This window comes from Microbacterium wangchenii (genome assembly GCF_004564355.1).
Taxonomy (GTDB): Bacteria; Actinomycetota; Actinomycetes; order Actinomycetales; family Microbacteriaceae; genus Microbacterium; species Microbacterium wangchenii.
Window position 1 is genome coordinate 1,942,957 of sequence record NZ_CP038266.1, and the last position, 26,140, is coordinate 1,969,096.

The following is a 26,140-nucleotide window of genomic DNA, read 5'->3' on the forward strand; positions in this document are numbered from 1 at the left end:
GTGCAGCGTGACTTTCCTGCACAGATCTCTTGGAGTGTAAACATCCGATGTCTATACTGTCAATCAGACGTGCCGCTTGATCGCGGCTCCCCAACGAGGTAGGAGAACCATGAAGTTCGCGCGGCTTGGCGCCCCCGGATCCGAGATCCCCGTCCTGGTGGATGGCGACCACTACTTCGATCTCCGGTCCCTGACATCCGATGTCAACGGAGCGTTCCTTTCCACCGACTTCCGCGAGCGCGTGGCGGCGGCCTTGGCAGCCGGCGAGCTTCCCGAGCTGGAGAACGCCGGCGACCTCCGCATCGGCGCACCGATCGCCCGTCCCAGCGCCGTGGTCTGCATCGGGATGAACTACGCGGCCCACGCCGCCGAGTCGGGTTCGGAGCCGCCGAAGATCCCGATCATCTTCCTGAAGACGCCGAACACGGTCGTCGGCCCGAACGACCCCGTGACGATCCCCCGAGGCAGCGAGAAGACGGACTGGGAGGTCGAGCTCGGCGTCGTCATCGGCGCCCGCGCCGCCTACCTCGACTCGCCCGCCGAGGCAGACGCGCATATCGCCGGCTATGTGGTCGCGAACGACGTGTCGGAGCGATCGTTCCAGCTCGAAGTCTCCGGCGGACAGTGGTCCAAGGGCAAGATCGCCGCCGGATTCAACCCGACCGGCCCCTGGCTGGTCACCGCCGACGAGGTCGACGCGTCCAACCTCAACCTGCGCAGCTTCGTCAACGCCGAGCCGCGCCAGGATTCGAACACCTCCGACATGATCTTCGACGTGCGCACCATCGTGCACCACCTTTCTCAGTACATGACGCTCGAGCCCGGTGACCTCATCCTCACCGGCACCCCGGAGGGCGTCGCGCTGTCGGGCAAGTACCCCTACCTGGTCGGCGGCGACGTCGTCGACATCGAGATCGACGGGCTCGGCCATCAGCGCCAGACCTTCGTGGCCTGGGAGGCACAGAGATGACGCAGGCAACCTCGCACCCCACCGCAGCACCGGCGCTCGACGGGCTCGTCGCGATCGTCACCGGCGGCGCATCCGGAATCGGCGCGGCGATCGCGGCCCGCCTGCACGACGACGGCGCGCAGATCGCCGTCCTGGACCGCGATCCCTCCGGCGCCGACGAGCGCTTCGCGGCGTTCCGCGCCGACGTCTCCGACCGCGCGAGCGTGGATGCCGCCGTCGCTGCCGTCGCCGAGCAGTTCGGGCGCATCGACATCGTCGTGAACAACGCCGGCATCGGCGCCGTCGGCGACATCACCGCGAACGACGACGACGAGTGGGCGCGCGTCCTCTCCGTGAACGTCACGGGCATCGCACGCGTGACCTCGGCCGCCCTGCCGTGGCTGCGCCGGTCGCCCGCTGCGGCGGTCTGCAACACCGCTTCGATCGCGTCCACCACCGGTCTGCCCCAGCGTGCGCTGTACACCGCGTCGAAGGGCGCCGTCTCAGCGCTCACCCGCGCGATGGCCGCCGACCACCTGCGTGAGGGCATCCGCGTCAACGCCGTCAACCCCGGCACCGCCGACACCCCGTGGGTCGGGCGCCTGCTCGGTCAGGCCGCCGACCCGGATGCCGAGCGGGCCGCCCTCGAAGCGAGGCAGCCGCACGGCCGACTGGTCAGCCCGGACGAGGTCGCCGCGGCTGTGGCGTACCTGGTGTCGCCGGCAGCCGGGTCGACCACCGGCACGTTCATCGAGGTCGACGGAGGCATGGCGCAGCTGCGCCTGCGTCCCGAGTAGGACGCCCGCGGGCCGGCCGCCCTACGGCAGCCGGTAGAAGCGCTCGGCGTTGCCCCACATGATCGCGCCGACGTCGAGGCCGTGCGACGCAGCCCAGGACGCCACGGTATCCACCCAGGTGCCAATGGCGTCGACGTCGATCTTTGCGCCGCCGCCGCCGGCCCAGCCGGAGGCCGTCACCGCCGAGACCGGCCAGTCGCTGCCCACCATGAGTCGCTCGGGCCCGAAGGCGTCGAGGGCGACATCGAGGAACGGCTGCACGTGCGCGGGGGTCCACTCGCCGCCGGCTTCGGCCGGGAGGCCGGACAGCTTGCAGAACACCTGCTCGTGGGCGGCGAGGGCGTGCAGGGCATCCGTCCATTCCGGCGAGGGCATCGCCGGCGCCCGCGCCGTGCCGACCGCGGGCTTGCCGAGATGATCGAGCACCGTCCGCAGATCCGGCACGTCGCCGGCCAGGGCGGCGACATCCCGCAGCTGAGCCGCCCCGCGCACACACGCGTCGAAGGTCATGTCGCGCGCCACGAGTGCCGCGACGCCGGAGCGGAAGGCGCGGGAGGACGCGAACCCGTCCGGCTCCCCCTGCAGCAGATGGCGCACCCCGACCACCAGGCCGTGATGCGCGAGAGCATCCAGATCCTCCTCGGTTCCGGCGCCGCGATCGAGGCGCACGCCGGCCACGATGCCGCGGATCCCCGTGCGCCCAGCCAGGGATCCGACCCACTCGACCTCGTCGATGAACTGCTCAGGCGCGCAGTCGGCCTGGACGAAGACCGCCCCGTGCTCGTGGTCGGCGCGACGCGACGCTGCGAGCTCGTCCGCGGCGAACCGGGCACGCAGCGCCCCCTCCAGCCACGCATACTCCAGAACCCCGGGGTCCCACAGGTGCAGATGCGAATCGAGAACGCGCATGCCACCATCCTGCCCCAGACATCGGATGAATAGTTATGATGACGCACATGGCTGTCACCGACGAGGCGATCGAGAAGATCAAGGCGATGATCGTGTCCGGCGAGCTGCGCCCCGGCGACCGACTGCCCCCCGAGAAGGAGCTCGCCGAGCGTCTCGGCCTCTCTCGCAACTCGATGCGCGAGGCGGTGAAGGCACTCGAGGTCATCCGGGTGCTCGACGTGCGACGCGGCGACGGCACGTATGTGACCAGCCTCGAACCGCACCTGCTGCTGGAGGCGATCTCCTTCGTCGCCGACATGCATGACGACGACTCGCTGCTGGAGATCTTCGCGGTGCGACGGATGCTGGAGTCCCAAGCCACCGGCCTGGCCGCGACCCTCGGCACCGAGGACGCCATCGCGGCGCTGTACGAGGAACTCGAGTCCGTGCAGGCCGGGGTGAGCATCGACGACCTCGTCGAGCACGACATCCGCTTCCACCGCGAGATCGTGCGCATGGCCGGCAATGCCTATCTCGCGAGCCTCATCGAGAGTCTCAGCGGCCAGACCGTCCGGGCACGCGTGTGGCGTGGCCTGACCGAGCAGGGCGCCGTCGAGCGGACGCTGTCAGAGCATCGTGCCATCGCGGACGCGATCGCACAGCGCGATCCGAACCTGGCGACCTCCCTCGCCACCGCGCACATCGCCGGTGTGGAGCGCTGGCTGCGCCAGGCGGCGACCGCCTGACGCGCGCTACGCGCGGATGCGCCCCATCGCGGCGTCGAACTCCGCCGCCGAGCTGTCGCTGACCTCGTGGAAGAGCAGCTCGTCGAGCACGTCCGGTGCAGCCGTGAAGTACGGCACGCCGGCCAGGCGCAGTGAGACGATGTCCTCCGCCGAGCGCAGGCTCGCCGCGAGCACGTTGGTCTCGCTGCCCGCGCACACGGCCTGCATCCTGGCGATCAGCGCGCCACCGTCGACCCCGGCGTCGCGCAGACGCCCGAGGTAGGGGGCGATGTAACGGGCGCCGATGTTCGCCGCAGCGAGCGCCTGCCCCGCGGAGTAGACCGCGGTCACCAGCACGCTCACCCCGTCATCGACCAGAGCGGATGCCGCGGCGAATCCCGCGGCGGTCGCCGGCACCTTCACGGCGACCCGATCGCCGAGCGCCCGGATCGTGTCGGCGTTGCGCAGCAGCTCATCGCGGCCCTGGCCCCAGGTCTGGAAGAAGATCTCGCGTGCGCCCTCGCTCACCCATCGGGCGTAGAGCTCGGGGATCTCAGCCGTCGTTCGTCCGCCGCGCTCGAGGATCGTCGGGTTCGTGGTCACCCCGTGCACGACGCCGGCGGCCAGCAGCCGGGACACGCGCTCGAGGTCGGCGCTGTCGACGTACAGACGTGGGGCGAGGGCGGGAGCAGACATGGGAGGACTCTTCAGGCGTGGAGGGGTCGCAACCTGTCGTTACAGGTCTGGATTCGGCTAATGTAATGACAGCTGTCGGCGAAGTCAAAAGAGATCAGAGCGCGATGCCCACCTCCCCCCCTGCAGGACGCACCGGCGTCGTCATCGTCGGCAGCGTCACGGCAGACGTGACGACCTTCTCGCAGCGCCTGCCCGCCCGGGGCGAGACGATCCTCGGGGATCAGTTCACGCTCTTCCTCGGCGGCAAGGGCGCCAACCAGGCGGTCGCCGCGGGCCGCGCAGGGGCGCAGACCTCCTTCGTCGGCTGCGTCGGCGACGATCTGTTCCACGACCTCATCGTCGACGGACTCACCGAGGCCGGCGTCGATCTCGCCCACCTGCGCACGGTGCCCGGTCCGACCGGCATCGCGCACATCCGCGTGGATGCTTCCGCGCAGAACGACATCGTCATGGTGCCGCTCGCCAACGCGGAGCTGAGCAAGGAACAGATCGACACGGCTCTGGACGCCTTGGCGGTTACCAGCTCGGTTCTGCTCACCCAGCTGGAGACGCCGTCCGCACTCACCGCCCACATCACTGCACGCGGACAGGAGCTCGGCTTCACGGTCATCCTCGATCCGGCGCCCGCCGCACCGCTTCCGGCCGAGGTATGGCGCAGCATCGACATCGTCACACCGAATGAGACCGAGGCATCCGTACTCAGCGGCATCGAGGTGACCGATCCCCCGAGCGCCGAGCAGGCCGGACGCTGGTTCCTCGATCAGGGCGCAGGGGCTGCGGTCATCACCCTCGCCGGGCAGGGCTCGTGCGTCGTGACCTCCGACGGCGCGACGATCGTCCCCGCGTACCCGGTCGACGCGGTCGACACCACCGCCGCCGGCGACGCCTATGCCGGTTACCTCGGCGCAGCGCTCGCGAACGGTGCGCCCCTCACCGATGCCGTGCGTCTGGCCACCGCGGCCGGAGCACTCACGGTCACCAAGCACGGCGCGTCCCCGAGCCTCCCCGTCCGCCGCGACGTCGACGCCTTCCTGGCCTCGCGCGCATCCTGAGCAGGAGCCCTCATGCGAAAGACATCGACGACGATCAACCCCGCGCTCTCCCGCGTCATCAGCGAGACCGGTCACACCGACCTCATCGTCGTCACCGATGCCGGTCTGCCGATCCCGCCCGCATCCGAGCGGATCGATCTCGCCTATCGCCCCGGCGCCCCGGCGTTCTTCGATGTGCTGGACACGGTGCTGGCCGAGATGGTCGTGGAAGGGGCGACGGCGTCCGCGGAGATCGCCACCCACAGTCCCGAGGTGCTGGCGCAGCTGCGAGAGCGACTGCCCGGCATCGAGATCGAGCTCGTCCCCCACGTCGACTTCAAGAAGCTCACGCGCGGCGCTCGTGCGTTCGTCCGCTCCGGTGAGTTCACGCCGTATGCGAACGTGATCCTGCACGCGGGGGTGGCGTACTAGATGTCCGCCACGGCAGGCGCGGATGCTATCGATCGCCACTCCGCCGCCCCCATGTACGACCAGCTGCGGCAGCTGATCATCGACGGCATCGAACGCGACGGCCTGCAGCCCGGGGATCCTCTTCCCGGAGAGCACCGGCTGTGCGAGCGGTACGGCATCTCGCGCACCGTCGTCCGGCAGGCGCTCGCGCAGCTGGAGCACGAGGGTCTGGTGGAGCGGGTCAAGGGAAAGGGCACGTTCGTCTCCCGCCCTCGCACGAGCGAGTCGCTGGTGCACACGCTGATCGGCCTGTTCGACGACGTCGAGCGGCGCGGTGGTCACGTGCACAGCGACATCCTCCGGCACGAGCGCGAGAAGGCCGATGCGGATGTCGCGGCGGCGCTCGAGGTGCCGGTGGGCTCTCCCGTGGTCGCGCTGGAGCGGCTGCGCCATGTAGACGGGGAGCCGTGGTCACTCTCCACGACATGGATGCCGGAACAGGTCGGCGCGCTCACGCTCGGGGTGGACCTGTCCGAGGCCTCCCTCTACCGGTTGCTCGCAGAGCACGGCATCCGGGCGACCGACGGTATCCGCTCGGCGGAGGCGACCGTCGCCACCCATGACCAGGCACAGCATCTCGACGTCAGCGCCGGATCGGCGCTGCTGCGCTTGCGGAGCATCAGTCGCGACGCGTCCGGCACCCCCATCGAATACTTCATCGCACTGCATCGTGGCGATCGATCCCGTTTCGAGTTCCAACTGAGGCAGGAGCAGTCCCAGGCCTCGCTGCTGCATGTCGATGACACCGGCGGGACCTCCCGGGCGGGCACCGTCTCCGGCTGAGGCGCTTGGGCCGGGAGGCGATGACGGCGGACAACGAGTGCCCGCTCAGTTGTCATTACAAGTCGGGATCCGGAAGAATGGGCACAATCTCTCAAGGAGCCTCATGACCGACCGTCTCGCCCGCGCCCGCACCACCGGGGTCCTCGCCGTGCTGCGCGCCCCCTCTCCGGAACTCGCCCTGGAGACGGCGGAGGCGATCATCCGCGGAGGTGTGACCGGCATCGAGGTCACCTACTCGACTCCGGATGCCCCCGCCGTGATCCGTGAGCTGGTCTCACGACACGGCGACGCCGCATATGTCGGCGCCGGTACTGTGACCACCACGGCGCAAGCGCAGGACGCCGTCGCCGCCGGCGCGGAGTTCCTCGTGAGCCCCGGGACCCTCCCCGACCTCACCCGCGCGATGCGCGACACCGGCGCGGTGGTCATGACCGGCGCGATGACCCCGACCGAGGTCATGGCCGCGCTCGCGCTCGGTGTCGACGTGGTGAAGATCTTCCCGGCCTCCCTCGGGGGGCCGTCGTACCTCGGCGCTCTGCGCGGACCGTTCCCCGATGCTCCGCTCATGCCCACCGGCGGCGTCAAGCCGGGTAACCTCGCCGATTGGTTCGCGGCCGGCTCCGTCGCCGTCGGCGCCGGGGGCGACCTGGCCAACTCCGCATCGATCGCCGCGGAGGACTGGGACGACATCACCCGCCGAGCGGCAGACTTCGCCGCAGCCCTCGCCGCCGCTCGCTGCTGAGCGCGCTTCCGACCGGATGGTCGGCCGGCGCCACGCCGGCACCGCTCCCCGGCCGCCCTCTCCCCCGCCCGCGCAGAATTCAGGAGATTCCGCCGCATCCCGCCCCCACAACCCCCCCCCAAACCGCCGGATTCTCCTGAATTCTGACCGACACCGAGTGAGAGCCGCCGAGCCCGCGGCGAAGTCGGTGGCTCGCGGTCTGTGAGCCCGGACGGGCACGGTCGCCGCCCTAGACTGGTCGGCGAGGGCCTTTAGCTCAGCTGGTAGAGCGCCACGTTTACACCGTGGATGTCGTCGGTTCGATCCCGGCAGGGCCCACCATCACGCCGGCGCGGCACCCGCCGCCCCAGCATCCTCGACTGCACCCGGCCGTCGACACGGAGCGGTGCTCCGAACTAGGCTTGTTTCGTGGAACGATACGAGATCCCACCTGGCGGAACGGCTCTGTTCTCCCCCCTCAATCCCGCGGGCCTGGTCCGTCGATGACCGCTCTCGACGTGCTGGTCATCGGCGAGCCGCTGGTGGAGCTGTCCGCGGCATCCCCACTCGACATCGCCGATACGTTCTCGCTGTCGTTCTCCGGCGACGCCCTCAACTCCGCTGCCGCCGCTGCGGCGGCGGGCGCCCGCACGTCCATCCTGACCCGCGTCGGCGATGACGAAGTGAGCCGCCGGTTGCTGCGGTACATGCAGACGCTGGACATCGACACGCGACACGTGATCGTGGGCGCGGAGCACACGGGCGCCTACCTCGTCGGCGCGGATCCCGACGGAACGCGCGATTTCGTCTATCTCCGCTCCGACTCGGCGGCATCACGACTGTCGCCTTCGGACCTCGAGGCGGTCTCCTTGCCCGACGTCAAGGTGCTGCTGGTGAGCGGAATCACCATGGCCATTTCCGAATCCGCTGGAGAGGCGATCCTGCGCGCCGTGCGGGAGGTCTCCGCTGCCGGCGGCCGGGTCATCTACGACCCGAACTTCCGCCGGCGCCTGACCACGGTCGAGCGCGCTCGCGAGGCGTTCGCGGCGATCGCGCCGCACTGCCACCTCGTGCTCCCGTCCTGCCCCAGCGACAGCACAGCCCTCCTCGGGACCGCCGACCCGCAGCACGCTGCAGAGCGGGCCCTCGCGTGGGGCGCAGCCAACGTCTGCGTCACCCAGGGGGCGGACGGGGTGCTGTTCCATGACGGCACGACGGCGACGCACATCGCCCCCTCCCCTGCGCCGCACGTGGTCGACGCGACGGGAGCCGGGGACGTCTTCGCCGGCACCCTGGCCGCGTGTCTGTCGCGCGGACCCCTGGGCATCGAGGCCATCACCCTCGCGGGGGCCGCTGCCGCGCTGTCTCTGCAGGGGCAGGGCGGGACCGGGCACCTGCCGACTCTGAGCGAATCGCGGAAGCACGTGGCCTCGCACCACGACGCGGGCTGAGGGCGATCAGGACCAGCCCATGCTGTTCGAGACCTCACGCGCCGTTTCGGCGACGAGGGGGCCTGCCACGCCCGGGGGCATCTCTTCGAGGTCGCCGAGCAATTGCGACACGCTCACGGCAGCGGTCACACGGCCGGTGGCATCCCGCACCGCCGCACCGACGCACACCACCCCGATCTCGTTCTCCTCGTCGTCGAGTGCCCAGCCGCGCTCGGTCGTGAGGTCGAGGTCGGCCTCCAGGGCTTCCGGCGTCGTGCGCGTGTGCGGTGTCCGCGCCGGCTGACCGGCACGCGCGACGATCTCCACGGCCTCTCGCCTCGGCATGCCCGCCAGCAGTGCCTTGCCGATCGCCGTGCAATGCAGGGGGATCGACATCCCGACGCGGGACGCCATCCGGTAGGGCTTGCTCGCTTCGAGCTTGCGCACGTACACCGCCTCATCGCCCGCGAGCTGCGCGAGATGAACCGTTGCACCTGTGCGAGACCGCAACTGCTCTAGGGCAGGGGCGGCACCGGCGAGCGCGTCGTGGCGACCGAACACGCGGCCCGCGAGGCCCATGAGCTTGGGACCGGGCAGGTAGCCGCCCGCGTCGTCGACAGTGCAGAATCCCCCACGGACGAGGTCCTGCAGGATGCGGTGCACGCTGGACTTCGGAAGGCCCGTGGCGCTCACGAGATCTGCGAACCGACGATTGTCGCCCAGTGCGTCGAGCACCGAGAGCACCTTCGAGGTCGCGTTGCCGCGCTGCGATTCGTCCACTCGTGCCTCCTCCGACACTCTAGAACGAGGTCAGTAGGTGATGTGCTTGCCGCCGTCGACGATGAGGTCCACGCCGGTGACCCCCTCGGCGCCGACCAGCCCCAGCACCGCCTGGGCCACGTCTTCGGGTCCGAGGGTGCGTGCAAGCGGCGCTACCTCGCGCTCGCGCGCCGCCAGCTCGGCGAACGCATCACCGTGATGATCGAGCTGCCATCGTGTGGACACGGTTCCCGGGGACACCGAGTTCACGCGGATCTCCGGGCCGAGCGTGGCGGCCAGTGTGCGCGTGAGCTGCACGAGGGCCGCCTTGCTGACGCCATAGGGAATGGACGAGCCGATGCCGCGATGTGCCGAGATGGAGGCGATGTTGATGATGACGCCTCCGCTGGCCTTCAGGAGGGGCGCAAAGGCGCGCGCCGTGCGGAACGCCGCCACGACGTTGACGCTGAGAAGCTCGTTCCACGTCTCGTCGTCGACTGCGTCGAGGTCGCCCAAGGGGATCCACCGCGTCGTCCCCGCGTTGTTGACGAGCAGGTCGCAGCGACCGAACTCCTCCTCGCAGTGCGCCGCGAGCGCGCGTACCTGCGCCTCGTCGCGCACGTCCGTGCGAACGGCGATGACGCGCGCACCGCGGCTCTCGAGCCGCGTGACGGTTTCTCGTGCCGCGTCCTCTGACCCGTTGTAGGTCAGGACGAGGCGCCTCGTCCCCGCTGCCAGGAGGGCATCGGCGATGGCGGCGCCGATACCGGCTGCGCCGCCGGTGATGACCGCGACCCGGTCGCTGCTCTCCATCATGACTCCCCGCTCTCCGACAATTCGATCACCGCGGCGTGGGCGCCGCGACGGGCAAGTGTGTCCCACCGTGCGGCGATCTCCGAGGCGAACCCCTCGGGGGCCACGCTCTCGAGGCCCGCAGCCTGCAACACGCCGGCTGCCCGCTCGACCCATGACCCCGTGTCGGCCCGGGGCGAATCGCTCACGAGTCCCCGCGCGCCGCACTCCGCCCACGCCGCGAGGCACAGGGCCAGCCAGTGAGCACCTCGTCCGCGCCGCGACGCGTCCTGCAGCGGGGCTGACAGCCGCTGCGACAGCTTGTGCGCGCCCCCCGCACCGATCTGATCCAGGCGGTGGTGGATGCGGGGGTTGGCGAAGCGACGGACGGATGACTCCGCTTCCACCCACGGGGAGATGCCGTCGCTCTCGGTGATCGCCGGCACGAGGTCCTCACGGAAGGCGTGCTCCAGTCCCCGCCGCAGCACGGGGTCGCCCACGGCGGCGTGAGTCGTGGAATGCCCCACCAGGAGTCCCAGATAAGCCAGCAGCGAGTGCGGTGCGTTCACCAGGTTCAGCTTGACCGCCTCCCACGGCGCGACAGAGTCCACGAGGACCGCGCCGGCATCCTCCCATCGCGGCCGGGGGCCGGCGAAGCTGTCCTGCAAGATCCAGCGGAAGAACGGCTCCGTCACGACCATCGCGGCGTCGGCGGTCCCCGTCAGCCGCTGGGCCGCCCGGATGACGTCCTCCGTCGGCGCGGGCACGATCCGGTCGACGACGGCATTGGGGAATGTCGCTCTCTCCGTCAGCCACCGGGCAGCACCCTCCTCGCCCCGCGCGAGGGCGAATTCCAGAGCCAGCGTGCGAAGCACGTCACCCCCGCGGAGGATGTTGTCGCACACGACGAAGCTCACCCCGCCCATACCGGCACGCTCGCGCTCCCGCGCGGCGGCGACCACCTGTCCGATCAGGGTCCGTACGCCGCCGTCGTCGAGGTCCTGTGCCACCGCGGCGCGGTTCAGCCTTCCCTCCGGTGTCCTCGGGTAGGCGGCCTCCGTCGCGGTGATGGTGACCACGTGGGTGCTCTCGTCAGCGAGGGAGGCCAGGAGCGCGGTCTCTTGGCCGTGGGCGACGAGGCCGCCCGTGACCACATCGACTCGGTGAGCGTCGGCATGGTCTTCGTCGGCTTCCACCACCGTGTACGCCCACCGGTTCTGCCGCAGCAGGCCGATCACTCGCTCGGACCGCTGCGCGACGGCGACCACGCCCCATCCGTCCTCGCGCTGCGCCCGCGCCGTGCACAGCCACGTGTGCCCCCGCGCGAACGCGCCGGCACCGAGGTGGACCTGCGTACCCCGAGGAGTCATCGGCTCTGCGGGTCACCCGGTCCGAGGTCTTCGATATCGATGTCCTTGCCCTCCTTGGCCGCAGCGAAGGCGACGAAGGACACCAGTGAGAGGACGACGAAGAGGGCCGCGATGAGCCACGGCTGGCCCCCCAGCTGCGCCTGGAGACCTGCAGCGACCAGCGGGGTGAACCCGGCCAGGGCGGCGCCGATCTCACGGGAGGTGGCGAATCCGGAGTACCGCACCCGCGCGCCGAACAGTTCCGCGTAGAACGCCGGCTGCACGGCGATCATGGGGGCCAGCCCCAGAGCGGTGGCCAGGACCAGCGCGATCCAGATCAGCACGGGCTCCCCCGTGTCGATGAGCAGCCAGAAGGGGAAGGCGAACGCGGCCGTGAAGATCACACTGAACAGGTTCAGCGGCTTGCGCCCGATGCGATCGGAGAGCGCTCCATAGACGGGCTGCAGTGCGATCACCACCACGGAGAAGATGATCACGCCCGTCAGCGCCGTCGATCGTGGGAGCCCCAGCGTTCCAGTGACGTAGTTGACCACGAACGTCGCGCACAGGTACACCAGAGCCGTGTCGGCGATGTGGGCGCCGATGCCGATGAGCATGTTCTTCGGGTAGCGGCGCACCGCGTCGAAGACGGGCAGCTTGACCATCTTCTGGGCCTTGCGCATCTCCAGGAAGATGGGCGACTCCTCGACCCGGAGGCGGACGTAGAGCGCGACACCGATCATCAGGAAGCTCACGAGGAACGGGATGCGCCACCCCCACGAGAGCAGGACGTCATCCGGCATCATCCCCACGAACAGGAACACGACCGTGCCCAGCAGCAGGCCGATCTGCACGCCCGTCTGCGCGAAGGACGTGTAGAAGCCGCGTCGGTGCTGGGGGGCATGCTCCGCCAGGAGCGTGGAGGCGCCACCGAACTCGGCACCGGCACCCAGCCCCTGCAGCACGCGCAGCAGCACGAGCAGGAGCGGCGCGAGCAAACCGACGGATTCGAACGTCGGAAGAAGCCCGATGAGCCCGGTGGAGACCCCCATCACGATGGTGGTCAGCACAAGCGTCGCTCGCCTCCCGAGGCGGTCGCCGATGTGGCCGAAGAGGATGCCGCCCAGCGGTCGGAAGACGAAGCCCACACCGAAGGTCGCGAACGCCAGGATGGCGCCGATGGCAGGCTCGCTGTCGGGGAAGAACAGCGGCGCGAACACCAGCGCCGAGGCGGTGCCGTAGATGAAGAAGTCGTACCACTCCAGCGCCGTGCCGACCACCGAGCCGAGGACGACTCGACGGAGGTCGCGGGGGCTCGTGGGAGTGCTGCGCGGGGCCACCGCGGCATCCCCACCGGGATGTGACGTGCTCATGTTCGGTTCTCCTCGTTGAGGTCGGACAAGGGTGTGAGATCCTGCTCCGTGGCCAGCCGATCCAGTGCTTCGACAGTGCCGGGGGCGATGGTGATGCCGGTCGCCAGGCGCTGGCGCCGGGTGTCCCATTCCGGTTCCCCCGGCACCAGGACGCCCTGCGATCCGTCGGCCGGTTCCGATCCGTGCACGCGCGCTCGCAGCGCTTCCACTTCGGCGGAGAATTCGTCCGCGTCGACGAAGGCCGCCACGTCGAGCGCGATGAGCACCGTGCCGAACGTGCCGTCGTAGGACGGCGAGCTGGCGCTGCCGGTGCGGCTCAGGAGTCCACCGACCACGTCCGCGATCAGGCCGAGACCGTAGCCCTTGTGCCCACCGAACGGGAGAAGCGACCCTCCGGCGTAGAAGTCTCCCGGATCGGTCGTCCCGCGCCCATTCGCGTCGAGGACGAGTCCTTCCGGGATCGTCGCGCCGTTCGCCACCGCGACGGCCAGCTTGCCTTCGGCTGTCGCCGACGTCGCGAAGTCGACGACGACGGGCGCGGCGCCCCGTCCGGCGGGGACGGCCCACGCCAGGGGGTTCGTTCCCAGCAGACGTGTGCGCCCGCCCCACGCCGCCACGGTCGGGTCCGCGTTGGCGAGCGCGAATCCGACGAGCCCTTGCTCGGCGATGCGCTCCACATACTCGCCGAGGCGCCCGACATGCTGGCAGCGACTGAGCACTGCGGCTCCGACCCCGTATCGCCCTGCACGCGTCGCCGCCTCGCCGGCGCCGAGGCGAGCGGTCAGCTGACCGAACGCGTTCGCTCCGTCGACACGGGCGACGGCCGGCGCTGGGGCCTCGATGACGCTCGGGACCGCGGCCGGATCGAGGCGCCCTTGCCGGATGAAGTCCGCGTAGGGAGCGATCCGGCGAACGCCATGCGAGTCGTGGCCTCGCAAGTCTGCCTCCACGAGCGACTGCGAGACCGTCGCCGCCGTCTGCTCCGGCGCTCCGAGAGACTCCAGAAGACCGTGCGCCCACTTCCGCAGGCTCTCGGCATCGAGAATCACAGATCCTGTGCTCACGTCGACATCCTCGTCTTCTCGCGCTCGTGCGTTGTTCCGTGTGCCGGAACTTAGTTCCATACCGCCGTCGAGGCTACCGGATCGCCGGCCGCAGGGCAAAGAGCTGTTCCCTTCCCGGCCGCCCGACCGCGCTCGCCGGGGTCCCGTCCGGCGGTCCGGTTACCGCCGGACTCGGTAGGCTGGGTCCAGGTGCGCGTTGTACAGAGCGGACAACGCTTCGTGCGCACCCTTGGCGATTGCCTGGCACGATCTGCCAGCCGAAGAAAGGTCTTCCGTGACTGTTCACGATCAGGATCCGTACTCACAGGGACCGCTCGACAGCGATCCCGACGAGACCGCTGAATGGCAGGAATCCCTCCAGCAGCTCGTGCAGGCCAAGGGCCACGGACGCGGCCGGGAGATCATGCTGAGCCTCCTGAAGGCGTCCAAGGACCTGCACCTGGGCGTCCCCATGGTCCCCACCACCGACTACATCAACACGATCGCCCCCGAGAACGAGCCGGAGTTCCCCGGCGACGAGGAGATCGAGCGCCGCTACCGCGCGTGGATCCGGTGGAACGCCGCGATCACCGTGCACCGTGCGCAGCGGCCCGGCATCGGCGTGGGCGGCCACATCTCCACGTACGCCTCGTCGGCGGCGCTCTACGAAGTCGGCTTCAACCACTTCTTCCGCGGCCATGACCACCCCTCCGGTGGCGACCAGATCTTCATCCAGGGCCATGCCTCCCCCGGCACCTACGCGCGCGCGTTCCTCGAGGGACGCCTGACCGAGGCGCAGCTCGACGGCTTCCGTCAGGAGAAGTCGGCCGCGCCCAACGGCATCCCCTCCTACCCGCACCCCCGTCTCATGCCGGAGTTCTGGCAGTTCCCGACCGTCTCGATGGGCCTGGGACCGATCAACGCCATCTACCAGGCGATGACCAACAAGTACCTCACCAACCGCGGTATCAAGGACGCCGGCGACTCGCACGTGTGGGCCTTCCTCGGCGACGGCGAGATGGACGAGGTGGAAAGCCGCGGACAGCTGCAGGTCGCCGCCAACGAGGGCCTGGACAACCTCACCTTCGTCATCAACGCGAACCTGCAGCGCCTGGACGGCCCCGTCCGCGGAAACGGCAAGATCATCCAGGAACTGGAGAGCTTCTTCCGCGGCGCCGGATGGAACGTCATCAAGGTGGTGTGGGGGCGCGAGTGGGACGACCTGCTCAAGCGCGACACGGATGGCGCGCTGCTGAACCTCATGAACGCCACCCCTGACGGTGACTACCAGACCTACAAGGCCGAGAGCGGCGCCTACGTGCGCGAGCACTTCTTCGGGCGCGACGAGCGCGCCGCCGCGCTCGTGAAGGACTATTCCGACGAGCAGATCTGGAACCTCAAGCGCGGCGGTCACGACTACCGCAAGGTGTACGCCGCGTTCAAGGCTGCCGTCGAGCACAAGGGCCAGCCGACCGTCATCATCGCCAAGACCATCAAGGGCTACGGCCTGGGTCCGCACTTCGAGGGCCGCAACGCGACCCACCAGATGAAGAAGATGACCCTCGACGACCTCAAGCTCTTCCGCGACGCGATGCACATTCCGATCAGCGACGCCCAGCTCGAAGAGAACCCCTACCTGCCGCCGTACTACAACCCCGGCGCCCAGGACGAGACGATCCAGTACCTGCTCGAGCGCCGCCGCGCCCTCGGTGGGTTCCTGCCCGAGCGTCGCACGCACCATGTGGGCCTGTCGCTGCCCGGTGACGACGCCTACGCCCTGCCCAAGAAGGGCTCGGGCACGCAGGAGGTCGCCACGACCATGGCGTTCGTGCGCCTGCTGAAGGATCTGCTGCGCGCCAAGGACTTCGGCCACCGCATCGTGCCGATCATCCCCGACGAGGCCCGCACCTTCGGGATGGACGCCTACTTCCCGACCGCGAAGATCTACAACCCGAACGGTCAGCACTACACCTCGGTCGACCGTGAACTGCTCCTGGCCTACAAGGAGAGCCCGCAGGGTCAGATCGTGCACGTCGGCATCAACGAGGCCGGCGCCCTCGCGGCGTTCACCGGCACGGGGACGTCGTACTCCACGCACGGCGAGCCGCTCATCCCGGTGTACGTCTTCTACTCGATGTTCGGGTTCCAGCGCACCGGAGACGCCCTGTGGGCGGCGGGCGACCAGATGGCGCGAGGCTTCCTCATCGGCGCCACCGCCGGGCGCACCACCCTCACCGGCGAAGGCCTGCAGCACGCCGATGGTCACTCGCCGCTGCTGGCGTCGACCAACCCGGCCGTGATCACCTACGACCCCGCGTACGGGTACGAGATCGCGCACATCGTCCGCTCCGGCATCGAGCGCATGTACGGCGGCAACCACCCCGACCCCAACGTCATGTACTACCTCACGGTGTACAACGAGCCGATCGTGCAGCCCGCCGAGCCGGAGGACGTGGACGTGGACGGGATCGTCCGGGGCCTGCACCGCATCTCCTCGGGTTCGGGCGACGGCCCCCGCGCGCAGGTCCTCGCCTCCGGCGTGGGCGTGCCGTGGGCCCTGGAGGCCCAGCAGCTGCTGAAGGACGACTGGGGAGTCGCTGCCGACGTGTGGTCGGTGACCTCCTGGAACGAGCTGCGCCGCGACGGCCTCTCCGTCGATTCGCACAACTTCCTCCACCCCGAGGAGGCGCCACAGACGGCGTACGTCACCGAGAAGCTCGCCGGGGCCCCCGGCCCCGTCGTCGCCGTCAGCGACTTCGAGCACGCCGTCCAGGAGCAGATCCGCCCCTGGGTGCAGCACAACTACTTCACACTCGGTGCCGACGGCTTCGGCTTCTCCGACACCCGCCCGGCCGCCCGCCGCTTCTTCAAGATCGACGGGCCGTCGATCGTGGTGCGGACGCTCCAGGCACTCGCTGCCGAAGGCGCCGTGGATCCGCAGCTGTCGGTGCAGGCGATCGAGAAGTACCGCCTGCACGACGTGACGGCCGGCACGAGCGGGAACGCCGGCGGCGAGAGCTGACCCACGGATGACCGCGGGTAAGGCCGAGCCCGCCGAGAAGGCCGAGACGCTGGCGTGGCTGCGCCGGATCTCGGGGGATCTGGCGACGGCGACCATCAAGCGCCTCGACGACTCCCTGCCCTGGTACGCCGAGATGCCACCGGCCCGCCGCTCAGCGGTGGGCCTGGTGGCGCAGGCGGGCATCACGTCCTTCATCCAGTGGTACGACGACCCCACCTCCACCCCGTGGATCGCCGCCGACATCTTCGCCGCCGCGCCGCGTGAACTGCTGCGCAGCGTGAGCCTGCAGCAGACGCTGCAGCTCATCCGGGCGACCGTCGAGGTGACGGAGGAGCGCGTCACCGGCCGCAGCGAGGACGTGCGCGACGCGATCCTGCTGTACTCGCGCGAAGTGGCCTTCGCCGCCGCAGACGTCTACGCCCGCGCGGCAGAGGCGCGCGGGCTGTGGGACGCACGCCTCGAAGCTCTCGTGGTCGATTCGATCCTCACCGGCGAAGCGGACGAGGAGCTGCCCAGCCGCATCGCGGCGCTCGGGTGGCACGGTCACGGGGAGGTCGCGGTGCTCGTGGGCACCACTCCCCCGCAGCTCGACGTCGATCAGCTCCGGCGCACCGCTCGCAAGCTGGGCGTGGACGTGCTGATCGGCGTGCAGGGCACGCGGCTGGTCCTCGTCGTGGGGCGGGCGCAGCTGGCACGCAACGAGAAGACCAGCCCCGAGCTCCCGTTCGCCGAGATCGCCCGCCGCCTGGAACCGGGGTTCGGCACAGGGCATCTCGTTCTCGGCCCCACCGTCCCTGCGCTGGTCGATGCCGGGCAGAGCGCCCGCGCCGCCCTCGCGGGGTTCGCCGTGGCGCGCGCCTGGCGCGGCGCCCCCCGTCCCGTCGAGGCGGACGACCTGCTGCCCGAGCGGGCCCTGGCCGGCGACCCCCTCGCCAAGCAGACGCTCGTCGAGCGTATCTACCGCCCGCTGCACACCCACAGCACCGATCTCGTCTCCACCCTGTGGAGCTACCTCGACAACGGCCGTTCCCTCGAGGCGACCGCGCGAGAGCTGTTCGTTCATCCCAACACGGTGCGCTACCGCCTCAAGCGCGTGTCCGAGGTCATCGGATGGGATGCGACCGGTCCGCGCGAAGCGCTCATCCTCCAGACGGCCCTGATCCTCGGCGCGATCGGAACGGATGCGACGCGCCGCCGCCCCACCACCCTCCGAAGGACACCGCAATGATGTGGAGTGCCCACAAAGGTCTCGCCGATACTTGTCCGATGATCTCCGAAAGCGTGCCGCTCTTCCTTGACAGGATGGAACGGTGATCATCGCCGTCTTCCCCGGACAGGGCTCGCAGACCCCCGGATTCCTCTCTCCGTGGCTCGCCCTCGACGGTGCGCGGGAGCGGCTCGAGCGCGCGTCGGAGGCCGCCGAAGTCGATCTCATCGTCGCGGGCACGGAATGGGACGCCGACCGTATCCGCGACACGAAGGTCGCCCAGCCGCTCATCGTCGCGGCGAGCCTGCTGTCGTGGGCAGCGCTGGTCGATGAGGCCGGGACCTCGGCAGCCGGGGTCGCGGGGCACTCCGTCGGCGAGATCGCCGCGCTCGTTGCCGCCGGCGTGCTCTCGGAGCGCGAAGGGATGCGGCTGGTCGGTCTACGCGGACGGGCGATGGCGGATGCCGCTGCCATGGAGCAGACCGGCATGAGCGCCGTGATCGGCGGCGACCACGCCGCCGTCCTCGCGCACCTGGAGAACCTCGGTCTCACCGCGGCCAACCACAACGGCGGCGGCCAGATCGTCGCGGCAGGAAGCCTGCCCGCACTGGCCGAACTCGCCGACGCCCCCGTCACCGGCAGCCGCGTGATCCCGCTCCAGGTCGCCGGCGCGTTCCACACGCGGTACATGCAGCCGGCGGTGGAGGTGCTGCGCACGGCGGCTGCCGGGCTCACCGCGCCGGCTCCCGCCCTCACGCTCTGGACCAACGCCGACGGATCGATCATCGCCGACGGCCGCGCGGCCCTCGACCTCCTGGTGTCGCAGGTCGCCTCGCCCGTGCGCTGGGATCTGTGCATGGAGTCGTTCAGTGCGCACGGCGTCACCGGCGTCATCGAACTCGCCCCCGCCGGTACGCTGACGGGGCTGGTCAAGCGGGGCCTGCGCGGCACCCCTACCGTCGCCGTCAAGACACCTGACGACATCCCCGCCGCCGTCGCGCTCCTGAAGGGACACACCGCATGACCGCCGTCCTCCGGCAAGCGCAGGGCCCGGCCCACACGCGTATCTACGCCTACGGCGCCGCGCGCGGTGAGAACGTCGTCCCCAACGACGACCTCGTGGGACCCATCGATTCCAGCGACGAGTGGATCCGCCAGCGCACCGGCATCATCACGCGCGTGCGGGCCGCCGCCGATACGACCGCGATCGAACTGGCCACCGCCGCTGCCGCCGAGGCCGTGGAGCGCTCGGGCGTCCCCGCATCCGACATCGGCGCCGTCATCGTGGCCACCGTGACGAACCCGAAGCAGACCCCCTCCGTCTCGGCCATCGTCGCCGACCGCATCGGCGCCAATCCGGCCGCCGCCTACGACGTCAACGCCGCGTGCGCGGGCTTCGCCTACGGCGTCGCGCAGGCCGACGCGCTCGTGCGGGCAGGCGTCGTGCGCCACGCCGTGGTCGTGGGCGCCGAGAAGCTCAGCGACATCGTCGACCCCACCGACCGCAGCATCTCCTTCCTCCTGGGCGACGGAGCCGGCGCCGTCGTGATCGGCCCGAGCGACACCCCGGGCATCGGTCCGACCGTGTGGGGCTCCGACGGATCCAAGTCCGACGCGGTCGGGATGAACCACACCCTCGTGGACTTCCGCGAGGGCCGCGCGCCGTGGCCGACACTGCGCCAGGAGGGCCCGACGGTCTTCCGCTGGGCGGTGTGGGAGATGGTGAAGGTCGCGCGGCAGGCCCTCGAAGCCGCCGGCGTGGAAGCATCCGACCTGGCGGCCTTCGTGCCGCACCAGGCCAACATGCGCATCATCGACGAGTTCGCCAAGCAGCTGGGGCTGCCCGACACCGTTGTGATCGGCCGCGACATCGCCACCACCGGCAACACTTCGGCCGCATCCATCCCCCTGGCCACGCACCGGCTCCTGGAGGAGCACCCCGAGGTCAGCGGCGGACTCGCGCTGCAGATCGGTTTCGGCGCGGGCCTGGTGTACGGCGCGCAGGTGATCGTGCTCCCGTAGCCTCCGCGGCTCGGACTCTAGACTGAACAAGGCCCTCCGGGGCTCGCGAACCCCAAGAACAGGAGAAACCCATGGCATTCACCAACGAAGAGGTCCTCGCCGGACTCGCCGAGCTCATCACCGACGAGACCGGCATCTCGGCCGACGAGGTCGCGCTGGAGAAGTCCTTCACGGATGACCTCGACATCGACTCGATCTCGATGATGACGATCGTCGTGAACGCCGAGGAGAAGTTCGGCGTGACCATCCCCGACGACGAGGTCAAGAACCTCAAGACCGTGGGCGACGCCGTCACCTACATCACCACGAACCAGGCGTAATCGCTTGCCGGTGGGGGTTCGCCCCCACCGGTTCCCTGAGGAACCCCAATGAGCACCTCTCGCATCGTCGTCACCGGCATCGGCGCATCCAGCCCCATCGGCGGAACCGCGCCGGAGAGCTGGTCCGCCCTCCTGGCCGGGGAGTCCGGCGCCCGCAGCCTCGAGCACGACTGGGTCCAGGAGTACCAGCTCCCCGTCACCTTCGCCGCCGAGGCGAAGGTGCGGCCCGACACGATCCTGCAGCGGCCCGTGGCCAAGCGCCTCGACCCGGCCTCGCAGTTCGCCATGGTCGCGGCGATGGAGGCGTGGGAGGATGCCGGCAGCCCCGAGGTCGACCCCGACCGGCTCGGCGTCGACTTCGCCACCGGCATCGGCGGCGTGTGGACCCTGCTCGACGCGTGGGACACGCTGCGTGAGAAGGGTCCGCGCCGGGTCATGCCGATGACGGTGCCCATGCTCATGCCCAACGCCGCCGCCGGGAACCTCTCGCTGCACTTCGGAGCGCGTGCGTACGCGCGCACCGTGGCCAGCGCATGCGCATCGAGCACGGAGTCGCTCGTGAACGCCCTCTCGCACCTGCGGGACGGGCTCGCCGACATCGTGATCGCGGGAGGCACCGAGTCGGCGATCCATCCGATCACCCTCGCCTCCTTCGCCTCGATGCAGGCGCTGTCCAAGCGCAACGACAGCCCGGAGACGGCCTCGCGACCGGCCAGCATCGATCGCGACGGCTTCGTGATGGCTGAGGGGGCGGCCGTACTCATCCTCGAGACCGAGGAGCACGCCCGCGCGCGCGGCGCGAAGATCTACGGCGCCCTCGTGGGCGGCGGCGTGACCGCGGACTCGCACCACATCACCGCCAACGACCCGGAGGGCAGGGGCGCGGCGCGCGCCGTGCGCCTGGCGCTGGAGATGGCCGGCGCGTCCCCCGATGACGTGACGCACATCAACGCCCACGCGACGTCGACACCGGTCGGCGACCCCAACGAGTATCAGGCGCTGCGCGCCGTGTTCGGCAGCCGCGTCGACGACATCCCGGTGTCGGCGACGAAGGCCTCCACCGGACATCTGCTCGGAGGAACCGGCGCACTGGAGGCCATCTTCACCGTCCTCGCCCTGCGCGACCGCGTCGCGCCGCCCACCATCAACCTCACCGAACAGGATCCCGACGTGCCGTTCCGGATCTCGGGTGAGCCCATGGAGCTCGGCGCGGGCGACCACCTCGCCATCAGCAACTCGTTCGGATTCGGCGGGCACAACGCCGTGGTGGCCTTCGCCTCCGTGTGACCCTTTCATGACGAAGACCCCGTGCTGAGGCACGGGGTCTTCGTCATGTGTCGGGCGGGCGACACGGTGTCCCAGCCGCCGGGTGTCGTCACCGGCCTCCGGTACCCACGCGTCGCACCGCCCGAGGTCTGCGGGTCATCCCACCTTGTGCAGCCAGACCACCGCGGCGTCATCACTGGCGTGCCGGAAGGGCTCGAGCTCCTCGTCCCACGCGGCGCCCAGCGCCACCTCCAGTTCGCGGCGCAGCTCGTGAGCGTCACCTGCGGAGACCTCCATGGCATAGCGCAGGCGGTCCTCCCCGATCACGACGTTGCCCGCGGCATCGGTCTGGGCGTAGTGGATGCCCAGACCCGGCGTGTGCATCCAGCGTCCGCCGTCGCTGCGGGGCGTCGGGTCCTCCGTCACCTCGAAGCGGAGGTGCTCCCAGCCGCGGATGGCCGTCGCCAGTGCCGCGCCGGTTCCCACCGGACCCTCCCAGTAGAACTCGGCCCTGCGGGCGCCGGCTAGTACCGGTTGGTCCACCCATTCGAAATTGACGGCCCGGCCGAGGGAACGACCGACCGCCCACTCGAGGTGGGGGCACAACGCGCGTGGCGCCGAGTGGATCAGAATCACTCCGCGCGAAGACGTGCTCGCCATGATCTCTCCTTCGTCAGGTACGTCTTCCCCTACGACCTGACCGGATACCGGCGTATTCGGTTGTGCTGCCGCCATTATCGCCCCCCGATGCGCGAAATGACAACCACGCGCGGCGCGACCCGCCGATGCGACTTCCACGCGCCTCGGCGGGTCGGGCGGACGTTCAGGCGATCAGAGCCTCGACGAGCTTCTCGTCTCCTTTGTTGACCGCCTTCACGACGGCGTCGTAGTCGCCCTTCTCGATCGCCTTGGCGATGTGCTTGCTCGCCTTCTCGACGGCCTTGTCGACGCGGTCCAGATAGTGGTCGTCGACGACGGCGACGATCGCCGAGGATCCCACGGGCAGCCACTCGTCGGCGTCCACTCCGATCTGCTTCTCTTCGTGGCGCTGGATCAGCTCGCCCGCTCCGGCACCGACGCCGGCTCCCACGACCGCCCCGATCACGCCGGTGAGCAGCAGGGGCGGTGCGAACAGCCCGATCACCAGACCGGCGACGGCGCCGATCGTCGTTCCGTACGCGACCACTCGACCGCCGTGCTCCTTCACATGCACCTTGCCTTCGGCATCACGCGAGAGGACCACGGCTGCCACGACATTGAGGTCGTCGGTCTGCTTGATCTCGGTGAAGTCGTCCTTCGCGGACGATTCGTCGTCGTACGCCGCGACGACCAGGGAGTAGTTGGGGTCTGCCATGGGGGAAGTCCTTTCCGTTGCCCTCACTGTCCGCCGGACATCGGATCGAGGCCAGAGCACTAGGTCCTGACGAGGCAACGCTCACCGCCCACCGGTTCCGCACGAGGCCGACGCGGGCGGACACGCCCCGGATCAGGGGGCGGACGCGGCGTGGGCGAGTTCCCTGCGGCGCGCGCGCACCCGCACGACCAGCTTCCGGGCCTCCTCCACCCACAGGACGATCGACGCCATCGCCAGGCACACGATCCAGTGCCCGAGCGGGAGCGTCTCGGTGCCGAAGGCCGCCTGGAGCGGCGCGAGCGACACGACGGCCACCTGCAGGACGACCGCCAGTGCCACGGCACCCCACAGCCATGGATTCGAGAAGAGCCCGCGCACCACGCTGGACTCCGCCGACCGGGCCGTGAAGGCGGTGATCAGCGCGGCGAAGACGAGTGTGGTGAAACCCGCCGTGCGCGCCACATCCAGGCTGTCGGTGCCGCCGGGGATGAGGCCGCCCGGCAGGAAGATGTCCATCGTCAGCAGGGTCACGATCGAGATCACCAGGCCCGTCACCGCGATCCCGACCCACATGCGGCCGTCGATGGCGCGGTCGTCGAGACCGCGCGGGGCACGCGCCATGACATCGTCGATCTCGGGATCGACGCCCATGGCCAGGGCGGGTCCGGAATCGGTGACGAGGTTGATCCACAGGATCTGGGTCGCCAGCAGAGGCAGCACGAGCTCGCCCTCACTCGCGGCACTGAGCCCCAGCGCTCCGGCGAACACGATGCCGAAGAAGACGGTGAGGACCTCGCCCATGTTCGAATACAGCAGGTAGCGCAGGAACTTCCGGATGTTGTCGAAGATGACCCGCCCCTCGCGCACGGCCTCGACGATGGTCGCGAAGTTGTCGTCGGCGAGCACCATGTTCGCCGCTTCCTTCGTCACCTCGGTTCCGGTGATCCCCATCGCGATCCCGATGTCGGCGGATTTCAGCGCCGGCGCATCGTTCACCCCGTCGCCGGTCATCGCGACGATGTACCCGTCGTCCTGCAGGGCGTCGACGATGCGGAGCTTGTGCTCGGGCGCGACGCGCGCGAACACAGAGTAGGCCCGCACCGCCTCCCGCAGTCCGGCGTCGTCCATGCCGTCCAGGCGCGCGCCGGGGAGCGCCTCCTCCCCGCCGGCGATGATGCCCAGGTCGCGGGCGATCCGCGCCGCGGTGACCGGATGGTCGCCGGTGATCATGAGAACGCGGATGCCGGCGGCGTGGGCCTCGGCGATCGCGGGGCGCACCTCCGGGCGCGGCGGATCGATGATGCCGACCACCCCGACGTAGACCAGATCCCGCTCGTGCGCTTCGTCGATCTCGACCGCATCGCCTTCTGCCTGCAGTTCGGGCGCGACGCGGTAGGCGACTCCCAGAGTGCGGTAGGCAGCCTGCGACAGGGCGTCGACGTCGGCGAGGGCGCGCGCGCGGCGGGCCGCATCCAGGGGCACGACGGATGAGCCGACCTGGACGTGCGTGCACCGCTCCAGCAGAACGTCCGGCGCTCCCTTGCTGAAGATCACCACCGCGCCGTCGCTGTTGCGGTCGGCGGTGGACATCATCTTGCGCTCCGAGCTGAACGGCACCTCCCCCACCCGATCGAAACGGGAGACGAACTCTCCCGCGCCCTCGAGTTTGCGCGCCGCGACGAGGAAGGCAGCCTCCGTGGGGTCTCCCTGGATGGTCCAGGTCCCGGCATCCTCGGTCAGTTGTGCGTCATTGGCGAGGGCACCGGCAGCCAGTGCGAGCTGCGCTTCGTGCCGCAGGTCGCCGGCGGTGAGATCGCCTCCGGCAACGGTGACGCGCCCCACCGGCGCGTACCCCACCCCTTCGATGTCGACGGCGCCGGATGCGGTCAGCACCCGCTGGATCGTCATCTGGTTGGTCGTGAGCGTGCCGGTCTTGTCGGTGCAGATGGCCGACGCCGATCCGAGGGTCTCGACGCTGGAGAGCTTCTTGACCACGGCATTGCGTTTGGCCATGCGCTGAACACCCAGGGCGAGGACCACTGACAGGACCGCGGGCAGACCCTCGGGCACCGCCGCAACGGCGAGGGACACCCCCAGAAGCAGCACCTGCACGAAATCGGCGGCCGTGTCGATGCCCTGGATGAGCGCGATCGTGATCATCACGACGATCGCGATCACGATCACGATGCGCCCGAGCAGGTTCCCGATGTGGTTGACCTCGTTCTGCAACGGCGTGGCATCCTGCACCGTCTGATCGAGCATGGTCGCGATGGCGCCCATCTCCGTCGACATGCCCGTCGCCGTCACCACCGCCCTGCCCGTGCCCCGGTTCACGGCAGTGCCCTTGTACACCATGTCGGCGCGGTCGCCGAGGGGGATGGACTCGGTCCCGTGGAGGGTGTCGGGCCGCTTCTCCACCGCTTCGCTCTCACCCGTGAGCGACGCCTCCGCGATCCGCAGCGTGTTGGCGCTGAGAAGGCGGCCATCGGCCCCGACCTCATCGCCCTCAGCCAAGACCAGGACGTCACCGGGAACGAGTTCCGCGCTGGGGACCGTGGTCTTCTGTGCGTCGCGGAGCACCGTCGAGCGGGTCCTCGTCATGACCGAGAGCGCAGCCACCGCATCCTCGGCCCGTGCCTCCTGGATGATGCTCAGGGCGACGTTGACGAGGATGATGATGAGGATCACGAGCGCGTCGATGGGCACTCCGTGGGCGCCTTCCAGGACCCACGCGATCACCGAGATGGCCACCGCCGCCAGGAGCAGCAGCGTCAGCGGATCGGCGAGCTGGGTCAGGATGCGCCGCCACAGGGGATTGCGCTCCGCGCTGCGCAGTTCGTTCGGACCGACCTCGGCGAGACGTCGGGCGGCCTCCGCCGCCGACAGGCCGCGATCGGGATCGACATCCAGCGCCCGTGCGATGGCCGCCGCATCCGTGCGGACAGGATCGGGGATGCGGTACGGCGATGTCGCGGCTTCCGGGGGGTGCGCCATGCCCCCAATCCTCAGGTGACCGCACAGCACCCGCAAGGGTCGCCCACGGGCGCGCACAACGGGGCGCCGGCGCAAGCGTGCCGGAGGTCTGTCGACAGGACCAATGGCACTTCCCGGCCCTCTCCAAGTGCGTGAGGGTGGCCGTGCT

24 protein-coding genes and 1 tRNA gene are annotated in these 26,140 nt (G+C 69.9%); 15 read left to right on the plus strand and 10 right to left on the minus strand.

All coding sequences use genetic code 11. The features are described from left to right. Positions 1 to 109 precede the first annotated feature (109 nt). Together E4K62_RS09300 and E4K62_RS09305 are read left to right on the plus strand one after the other, a co-directional pair. Complete coding sequence (locus tag E4K62_RS09300) at positions 110 to 970, plus strand: fumarylacetoacetate hydrolase family protein (RefSeq protein ID WP_135066597.1); 861 nt, start codon at positions 110 to 112, stop codon at positions 968 to 970. Next, positions 967 to 1,746 (plus strand): SDR family NAD(P)-dependent oxidoreductase, encoded by a 780-nt coding sequence (locus tag E4K62_RS09305; protein WP_135066600.1) that lies wholly within the window; start codon positions 967 to 969, stop codon positions 1,744 to 1,746. Before E4K62_RS09300 ends, E4K62_RS09305 begins: the two co-directional genes overlap by 4 nt. A gap of 21 nt (positions 1,747 to 1,767) precedes the next feature. Here E4K62_RS09305 and E4K62_RS09310 read toward each other — a convergent pair whose 3' ends face one another. After that, entirely contained in the window at positions 1,768 to 2,655 is an 888-nt protein-coding gene (locus E4K62_RS09310) for an amidohydrolase family protein (RefSeq protein ID WP_135066603.1), read from the minus strand. Positions 2,656 to 2,702: 47 nt separating this feature from the next. On the opposite strand from E4K62_RS09310, the gene E4K62_RS09315 reads away from it, so the two are divergent. Further along, a complete protein-coding gene (locus tag E4K62_RS09315; RefSeq protein ID WP_135066606.1) occupies positions 2,703 to 3,380 on the plus strand; it encodes a FadR/GntR family transcriptional regulator in 678 nt (225 codons plus the stop codon). Positions 3,381 to 3,386: 6 nt separating this feature from the next. On the opposite strand, the gene E4K62_RS09320 is transcribed toward E4K62_RS09315, so the two are convergent. Then, a complete protein-coding gene (locus tag E4K62_RS09320) occupies positions 3,387 to 4,055 on the minus strand; it encodes a transaldolase family protein (RefSeq protein ID WP_135066609.1) in 669 nt (222 codons plus the stop codon). Positions 4,056 to 4,159: 104 nt separating this feature from the next. On the opposite strand from E4K62_RS09320, the gene E4K62_RS09325 reads away from it, so the two are divergent. From E4K62_RS09325 to E4K62_RS09350, 6 genes are all read left to right on the plus strand, one after another. After that, entirely contained in the window at positions 4,160 to 5,107 is a 948-nt protein-coding gene (locus tag E4K62_RS09325) for a ribokinase (RefSeq protein ID WP_135066612.1), read from the plus strand. A 12-nt stretch (positions 5,108 to 5,119) separates the two neighbouring features. Beyond that, complete coding sequence (rbsD, locus tag E4K62_RS09330) at positions 5,120 to 5,518, plus strand: D-ribose pyranase (RefSeq protein WP_135066615.1); 399 nt, start codon at positions 5,120 to 5,122, stop codon at positions 5,516 to 5,518. Beyond that, the gene (locus tag E4K62_RS09335; protein ID WP_135066618.1) at positions 5,519 to 6,340 is read left to right on the plus strand and encodes a GntR family transcriptional regulator; all 822 of its coding nucleotides are present in this window, start codon (positions 5,519 to 5,521) and stop codon (positions 6,338 to 6,340) included. A gap of 103 nt (positions 6,341 to 6,443) precedes the next feature. Then, positions 6,444 to 7,082 carry a bifunctional 4-hydroxy-2-oxoglutarate aldolase/2-dehydro-3-deoxy-phosphogluconate aldolase gene (locus E4K62_RS09340; protein WP_135066621.1) on the plus strand — a complete coding sequence of 213 codons (639 nt, stop codon included), beginning with the start codon at positions 6,444 to 6,446 and terminating at the stop codon, positions 7,080 to 7,082. A 245-nt stretch (positions 7,083 to 7,327) separates the two neighbouring features. Next, positions 7,328 to 7,403, plus strand: a tRNA-Val gene (locus E4K62_RS09345). Positions 7,404 to 7,564: 161 nt separating this feature from the next. Beyond that, entirely contained in the window at positions 7,565 to 8,512 is a 948-nt protein-coding gene (locus E4K62_RS09350) for a sugar kinase (RefSeq protein ID WP_135066624.1), read from the plus strand. Positions 8,513 to 8,518: 6 nt separating this feature from the next. Here the strand turns inward: E4K62_RS09350 and E4K62_RS09355 are convergent, their stop codons facing one another. The 5 genes from E4K62_RS09355 to E4K62_RS09375 are packed head-to-tail and all read right to left on the minus strand — an operon-like array spanning position 8,519 to position 13,828. Continuing rightward, positions 8,519 to 9,271 (minus strand): IclR family transcriptional regulator, encoded by a 753-nt coding sequence (locus E4K62_RS09355; RefSeq protein WP_167747764.1) that lies wholly within the window; start codon positions 9,269 to 9,271, stop codon positions 8,519 to 8,521. A 30-nt stretch (positions 9,272 to 9,301) separates the two neighbouring features. Beyond that, the gene (locus E4K62_RS09360) at positions 9,302 to 10,066 is read right to left on the minus strand and encodes an SDR family NAD(P)-dependent oxidoreductase (RefSeq protein ID WP_167747765.1); all 765 of its coding nucleotides are present in this window, start codon (positions 10,064 to 10,066) and stop codon (positions 9,302 to 9,304) included. Beyond that, positions 10,063 to 11,412: a mannitol dehydrogenase family protein gene (locus tag E4K62_RS09365; protein ID WP_135066636.1), complete on the minus strand. Its 1,350-nt coding sequence runs from the start codon at positions 11,410 to 11,412 to the stop codon at positions 10,063 to 10,065. Before E4K62_RS09365 ends, E4K62_RS09360 begins: the two co-directional genes overlap by 4 nt. Further along, positions 11,409 to 12,764 (minus strand): MFS transporter, encoded by a 1,356-nt coding sequence (locus E4K62_RS09370; RefSeq protein WP_135066639.1) that lies wholly within the window; start codon positions 12,762 to 12,764, stop codon positions 11,409 to 11,411. The genes E4K62_RS09365 and E4K62_RS09370 overlap by 4 nt, the downstream gene beginning before the upstream one ends. Next, positions 12,761 to 13,828 (minus strand): Ldh family oxidoreductase, encoded by a 1,068-nt coding sequence (locus E4K62_RS09375; protein WP_167747766.1) that lies wholly within the window; start codon positions 13,826 to 13,828, stop codon positions 12,761 to 12,763. Before E4K62_RS09375 ends, E4K62_RS09370 begins: the two co-directional genes overlap by 4 nt. A 274-nt stretch (positions 13,829 to 14,102) precedes the next feature. Between E4K62_RS09375 and aceE the strand changes: the two genes are divergently transcribed. From aceE to E4K62_RS09405, 6 genes are all read left to right on the plus strand, one after another. Then, positions 14,103 to 16,829, plus strand: coding sequence for a pyruvate dehydrogenase (acetyl-transferring), homodimeric type (gene aceE / locus E4K62_RS09380; protein WP_135066645.1), 2,727 nt, complete (start codon positions 14,103 to 14,105; stop codon positions 16,827 to 16,829). A 7-nt stretch (positions 16,830 to 16,836) separates the two neighbouring features. Then, positions 16,837 to 18,057, plus strand: coding sequence for a PucR family transcriptional regulator (locus E4K62_RS09385; protein WP_135066648.1), 1,221 nt, complete (start codon positions 16,837 to 16,839; stop codon positions 18,055 to 18,057). 82 nt (positions 18,058 to 18,139) lie between these two features. Beyond that, positions 18,140 to 19,060, plus strand: a complete 921-nt coding sequence (locus E4K62_RS09390) for an ACP S-malonyltransferase (RefSeq protein WP_135066651.1) — start codon at positions 18,140 to 18,142, stop codon at positions 19,058 to 19,060. Further along, the gene (locus E4K62_RS09395; protein ID WP_135066654.1) at positions 19,057 to 20,058 is read left to right on the plus strand and encodes a beta-ketoacyl-ACP synthase III; all 1,002 of its coding nucleotides are present in this window, start codon (positions 19,057 to 19,059) and stop codon (positions 20,056 to 20,058) included. The genes E4K62_RS09390 and E4K62_RS09395 overlap by 4 nt, the downstream gene beginning before the upstream one ends. A gap of 71 nt (positions 20,059 to 20,129) precedes the next feature. Then, entirely contained in the window at positions 20,130 to 20,378 is a 249-nt protein-coding gene (locus tag E4K62_RS09400; RefSeq protein WP_135066657.1) for an acyl carrier protein, read from the plus strand. Between the two features lie 48 nt (positions 20,379 to 20,426). Continuing rightward, positions 20,427 to 21,665 carry a beta-ketoacyl-[acyl-carrier-protein] synthase family protein gene (locus tag E4K62_RS09405; RefSeq protein ID WP_135066660.1) on the plus strand — a complete coding sequence of 413 codons (1,239 nt, stop codon included), beginning with the start codon at positions 20,427 to 20,429 and terminating at the stop codon, positions 21,663 to 21,665. Between the two features lie 135 nt (positions 21,666 to 21,800). Here E4K62_RS09405 and E4K62_RS09410 read toward each other — a convergent pair whose 3' ends face one another. The 3 genes from E4K62_RS09410 to E4K62_RS09420 all read right to left on the minus strand — a co-directional run bounded on the left by E4K62_RS09410 (position 21,801) and on the right by E4K62_RS09420 (position 25,992). After that, positions 21,801 to 22,304 (minus strand): DUF3145 domain-containing protein, encoded by a 504-nt coding sequence (locus tag E4K62_RS09410; protein WP_135066663.1) that lies wholly within the window; start codon positions 22,302 to 22,304, stop codon positions 21,801 to 21,803. A 163-nt stretch (positions 22,305 to 22,467) separates the two neighbouring features. After that, on the minus strand, positions 22,468 to 22,998 hold the full coding sequence (locus E4K62_RS09415; protein WP_135066666.1) for a DUF1269 domain-containing protein: 531 nt from the start codon (positions 22,996 to 22,998) through the stop codon (positions 22,468 to 22,470). 132 nt (positions 22,999 to 23,130) lie between these two features. Beyond that, a complete protein-coding gene (locus tag E4K62_RS09420; protein ID WP_135066669.1) occupies positions 23,131 to 25,992 on the minus strand; it encodes a cation-translocating P-type ATPase in 2,862 nt (953 codons plus the stop codon). Between the last annotated feature and the right edge of the window lie 148 nt (positions 25,993 to 26,140).

Excerpts from the sequence above, each read along its gene's own strand:
- E4K62_RS09300 (WP_135066597.1), top strand. The coding sequence starts at position 110 with ATGAAGTTCGCGCGGCTTGGCGCCCCCGGATCCGAGATCCCCGTCCTG.
- E4K62_RS09305 (WP_135066600.1), top strand. The coding sequence starts at position 967 with ATGACGCAGGCAACCTCGCACCCCACCGCAGCACCGGCGCTCGACGGG.
- E4K62_RS09310 (WP_135066603.1), bottom strand. The coding sequence starts at position 2,655 with ATGCGCGTTCTCGATTCGCATCTGCACCTGTGGGACCCCGGGGTTCTG.
- E4K62_RS09315 (WP_135066606.1), top strand. The coding sequence starts at position 2,703 with ATGGCTGTCACCGACGAGGCGATCGAGAAGATCAAGGCGATGATCGTG.
- E4K62_RS09320 (WP_135066609.1), bottom strand. The coding sequence starts at position 4,055 with ATGTCTGCTCCCGCCCTCGCCCCACGTCTGTACGTCGACAGCGCCGAC.
- E4K62_RS09325 (WP_135066612.1), top strand. The coding sequence starts at position 4,160 with ATGCCCACCTCCCCCCCTGCAGGACGCACCGGCGTCGTCATCGTCGGC.
- rbsD (WP_135066615.1), top strand. The coding sequence starts at position 5,120 with ATGCGAAAGACATCGACGACGATCAACCCCGCGCTCTCCCGCGTCATC.
- E4K62_RS09335 (WP_135066618.1), top strand. The coding sequence starts at position 5,519 with ATGTCCGCCACGGCAGGCGCGGATGCTATCGATCGCCACTCCGCCGCC.
- E4K62_RS09340 (WP_135066621.1), top strand. The coding sequence starts at position 6,444 with ATGACCGACCGTCTCGCCCGCGCCCGCACCACCGGGGTCCTCGCCGTG.
- E4K62_RS09350 (WP_135066624.1), top strand. The coding sequence starts at position 7,565 with ATGACCGCTCTCGACGTGCTGGTCATCGGCGAGCCGCTGGTGGAGCTG.
- E4K62_RS09360 (WP_167747765.1), bottom strand. The coding sequence starts at position 10,066 with ATGATGGAGAGCAGCGACCGGGTCGCGGTCATCACCGGCGGCGCAGCC.
- E4K62_RS09365 (WP_135066636.1), bottom strand. The coding sequence starts at position 11,412 with ATGACTCCTCGGGGTACGCAGGTCCACCTCGGTGCCGGCGCGTTCGCG.
- E4K62_RS09370 (WP_135066639.1), bottom strand. The coding sequence starts at position 12,764 with ATGAGCACGTCACATCCCGGTGGGGATGCCGCGGTGGCCCCGCGCAGC.
- E4K62_RS09385 (WP_135066648.1), top strand. The coding sequence starts at position 16,837 with ATGACCGCGGGTAAGGCCGAGCCCGCCGAGAAGGCCGAGACGCTGGCG.
- E4K62_RS09395 (WP_135066654.1), top strand. The coding sequence starts at position 19,057 with ATGACCGCCGTCCTCCGGCAAGCGCAGGGCCCGGCCCACACGCGTATC.
- E4K62_RS09400 (WP_135066657.1), top strand. The coding sequence starts at position 20,130 with ATGGCATTCACCAACGAAGAGGTCCTCGCCGGACTCGCCGAGCTCATC.
- E4K62_RS09405 (WP_135066660.1), top strand. The coding sequence starts at position 20,427 with ATGAGCACCTCTCGCATCGTCGTCACCGGCATCGGCGCATCCAGCCCC.
- E4K62_RS09410 (WP_135066663.1), bottom strand. The coding sequence starts at position 22,304 with ATGGCGAGCACGTCTTCGCGCGGAGTGATTCTGATCCACTCGGCGCCA.
- E4K62_RS09415 (WP_135066666.1), bottom strand. The coding sequence starts at position 22,998 with ATGGCAGACCCCAACTACTCCCTGGTCGTCGCGGCGTACGACGACGAA.
- E4K62_RS09420 (WP_135066669.1), bottom strand. The coding sequence starts at position 25,992 with ATGGCGCACCCCCCGGAAGCCGCGACATCGCCGTACCGCATCCCCGAT.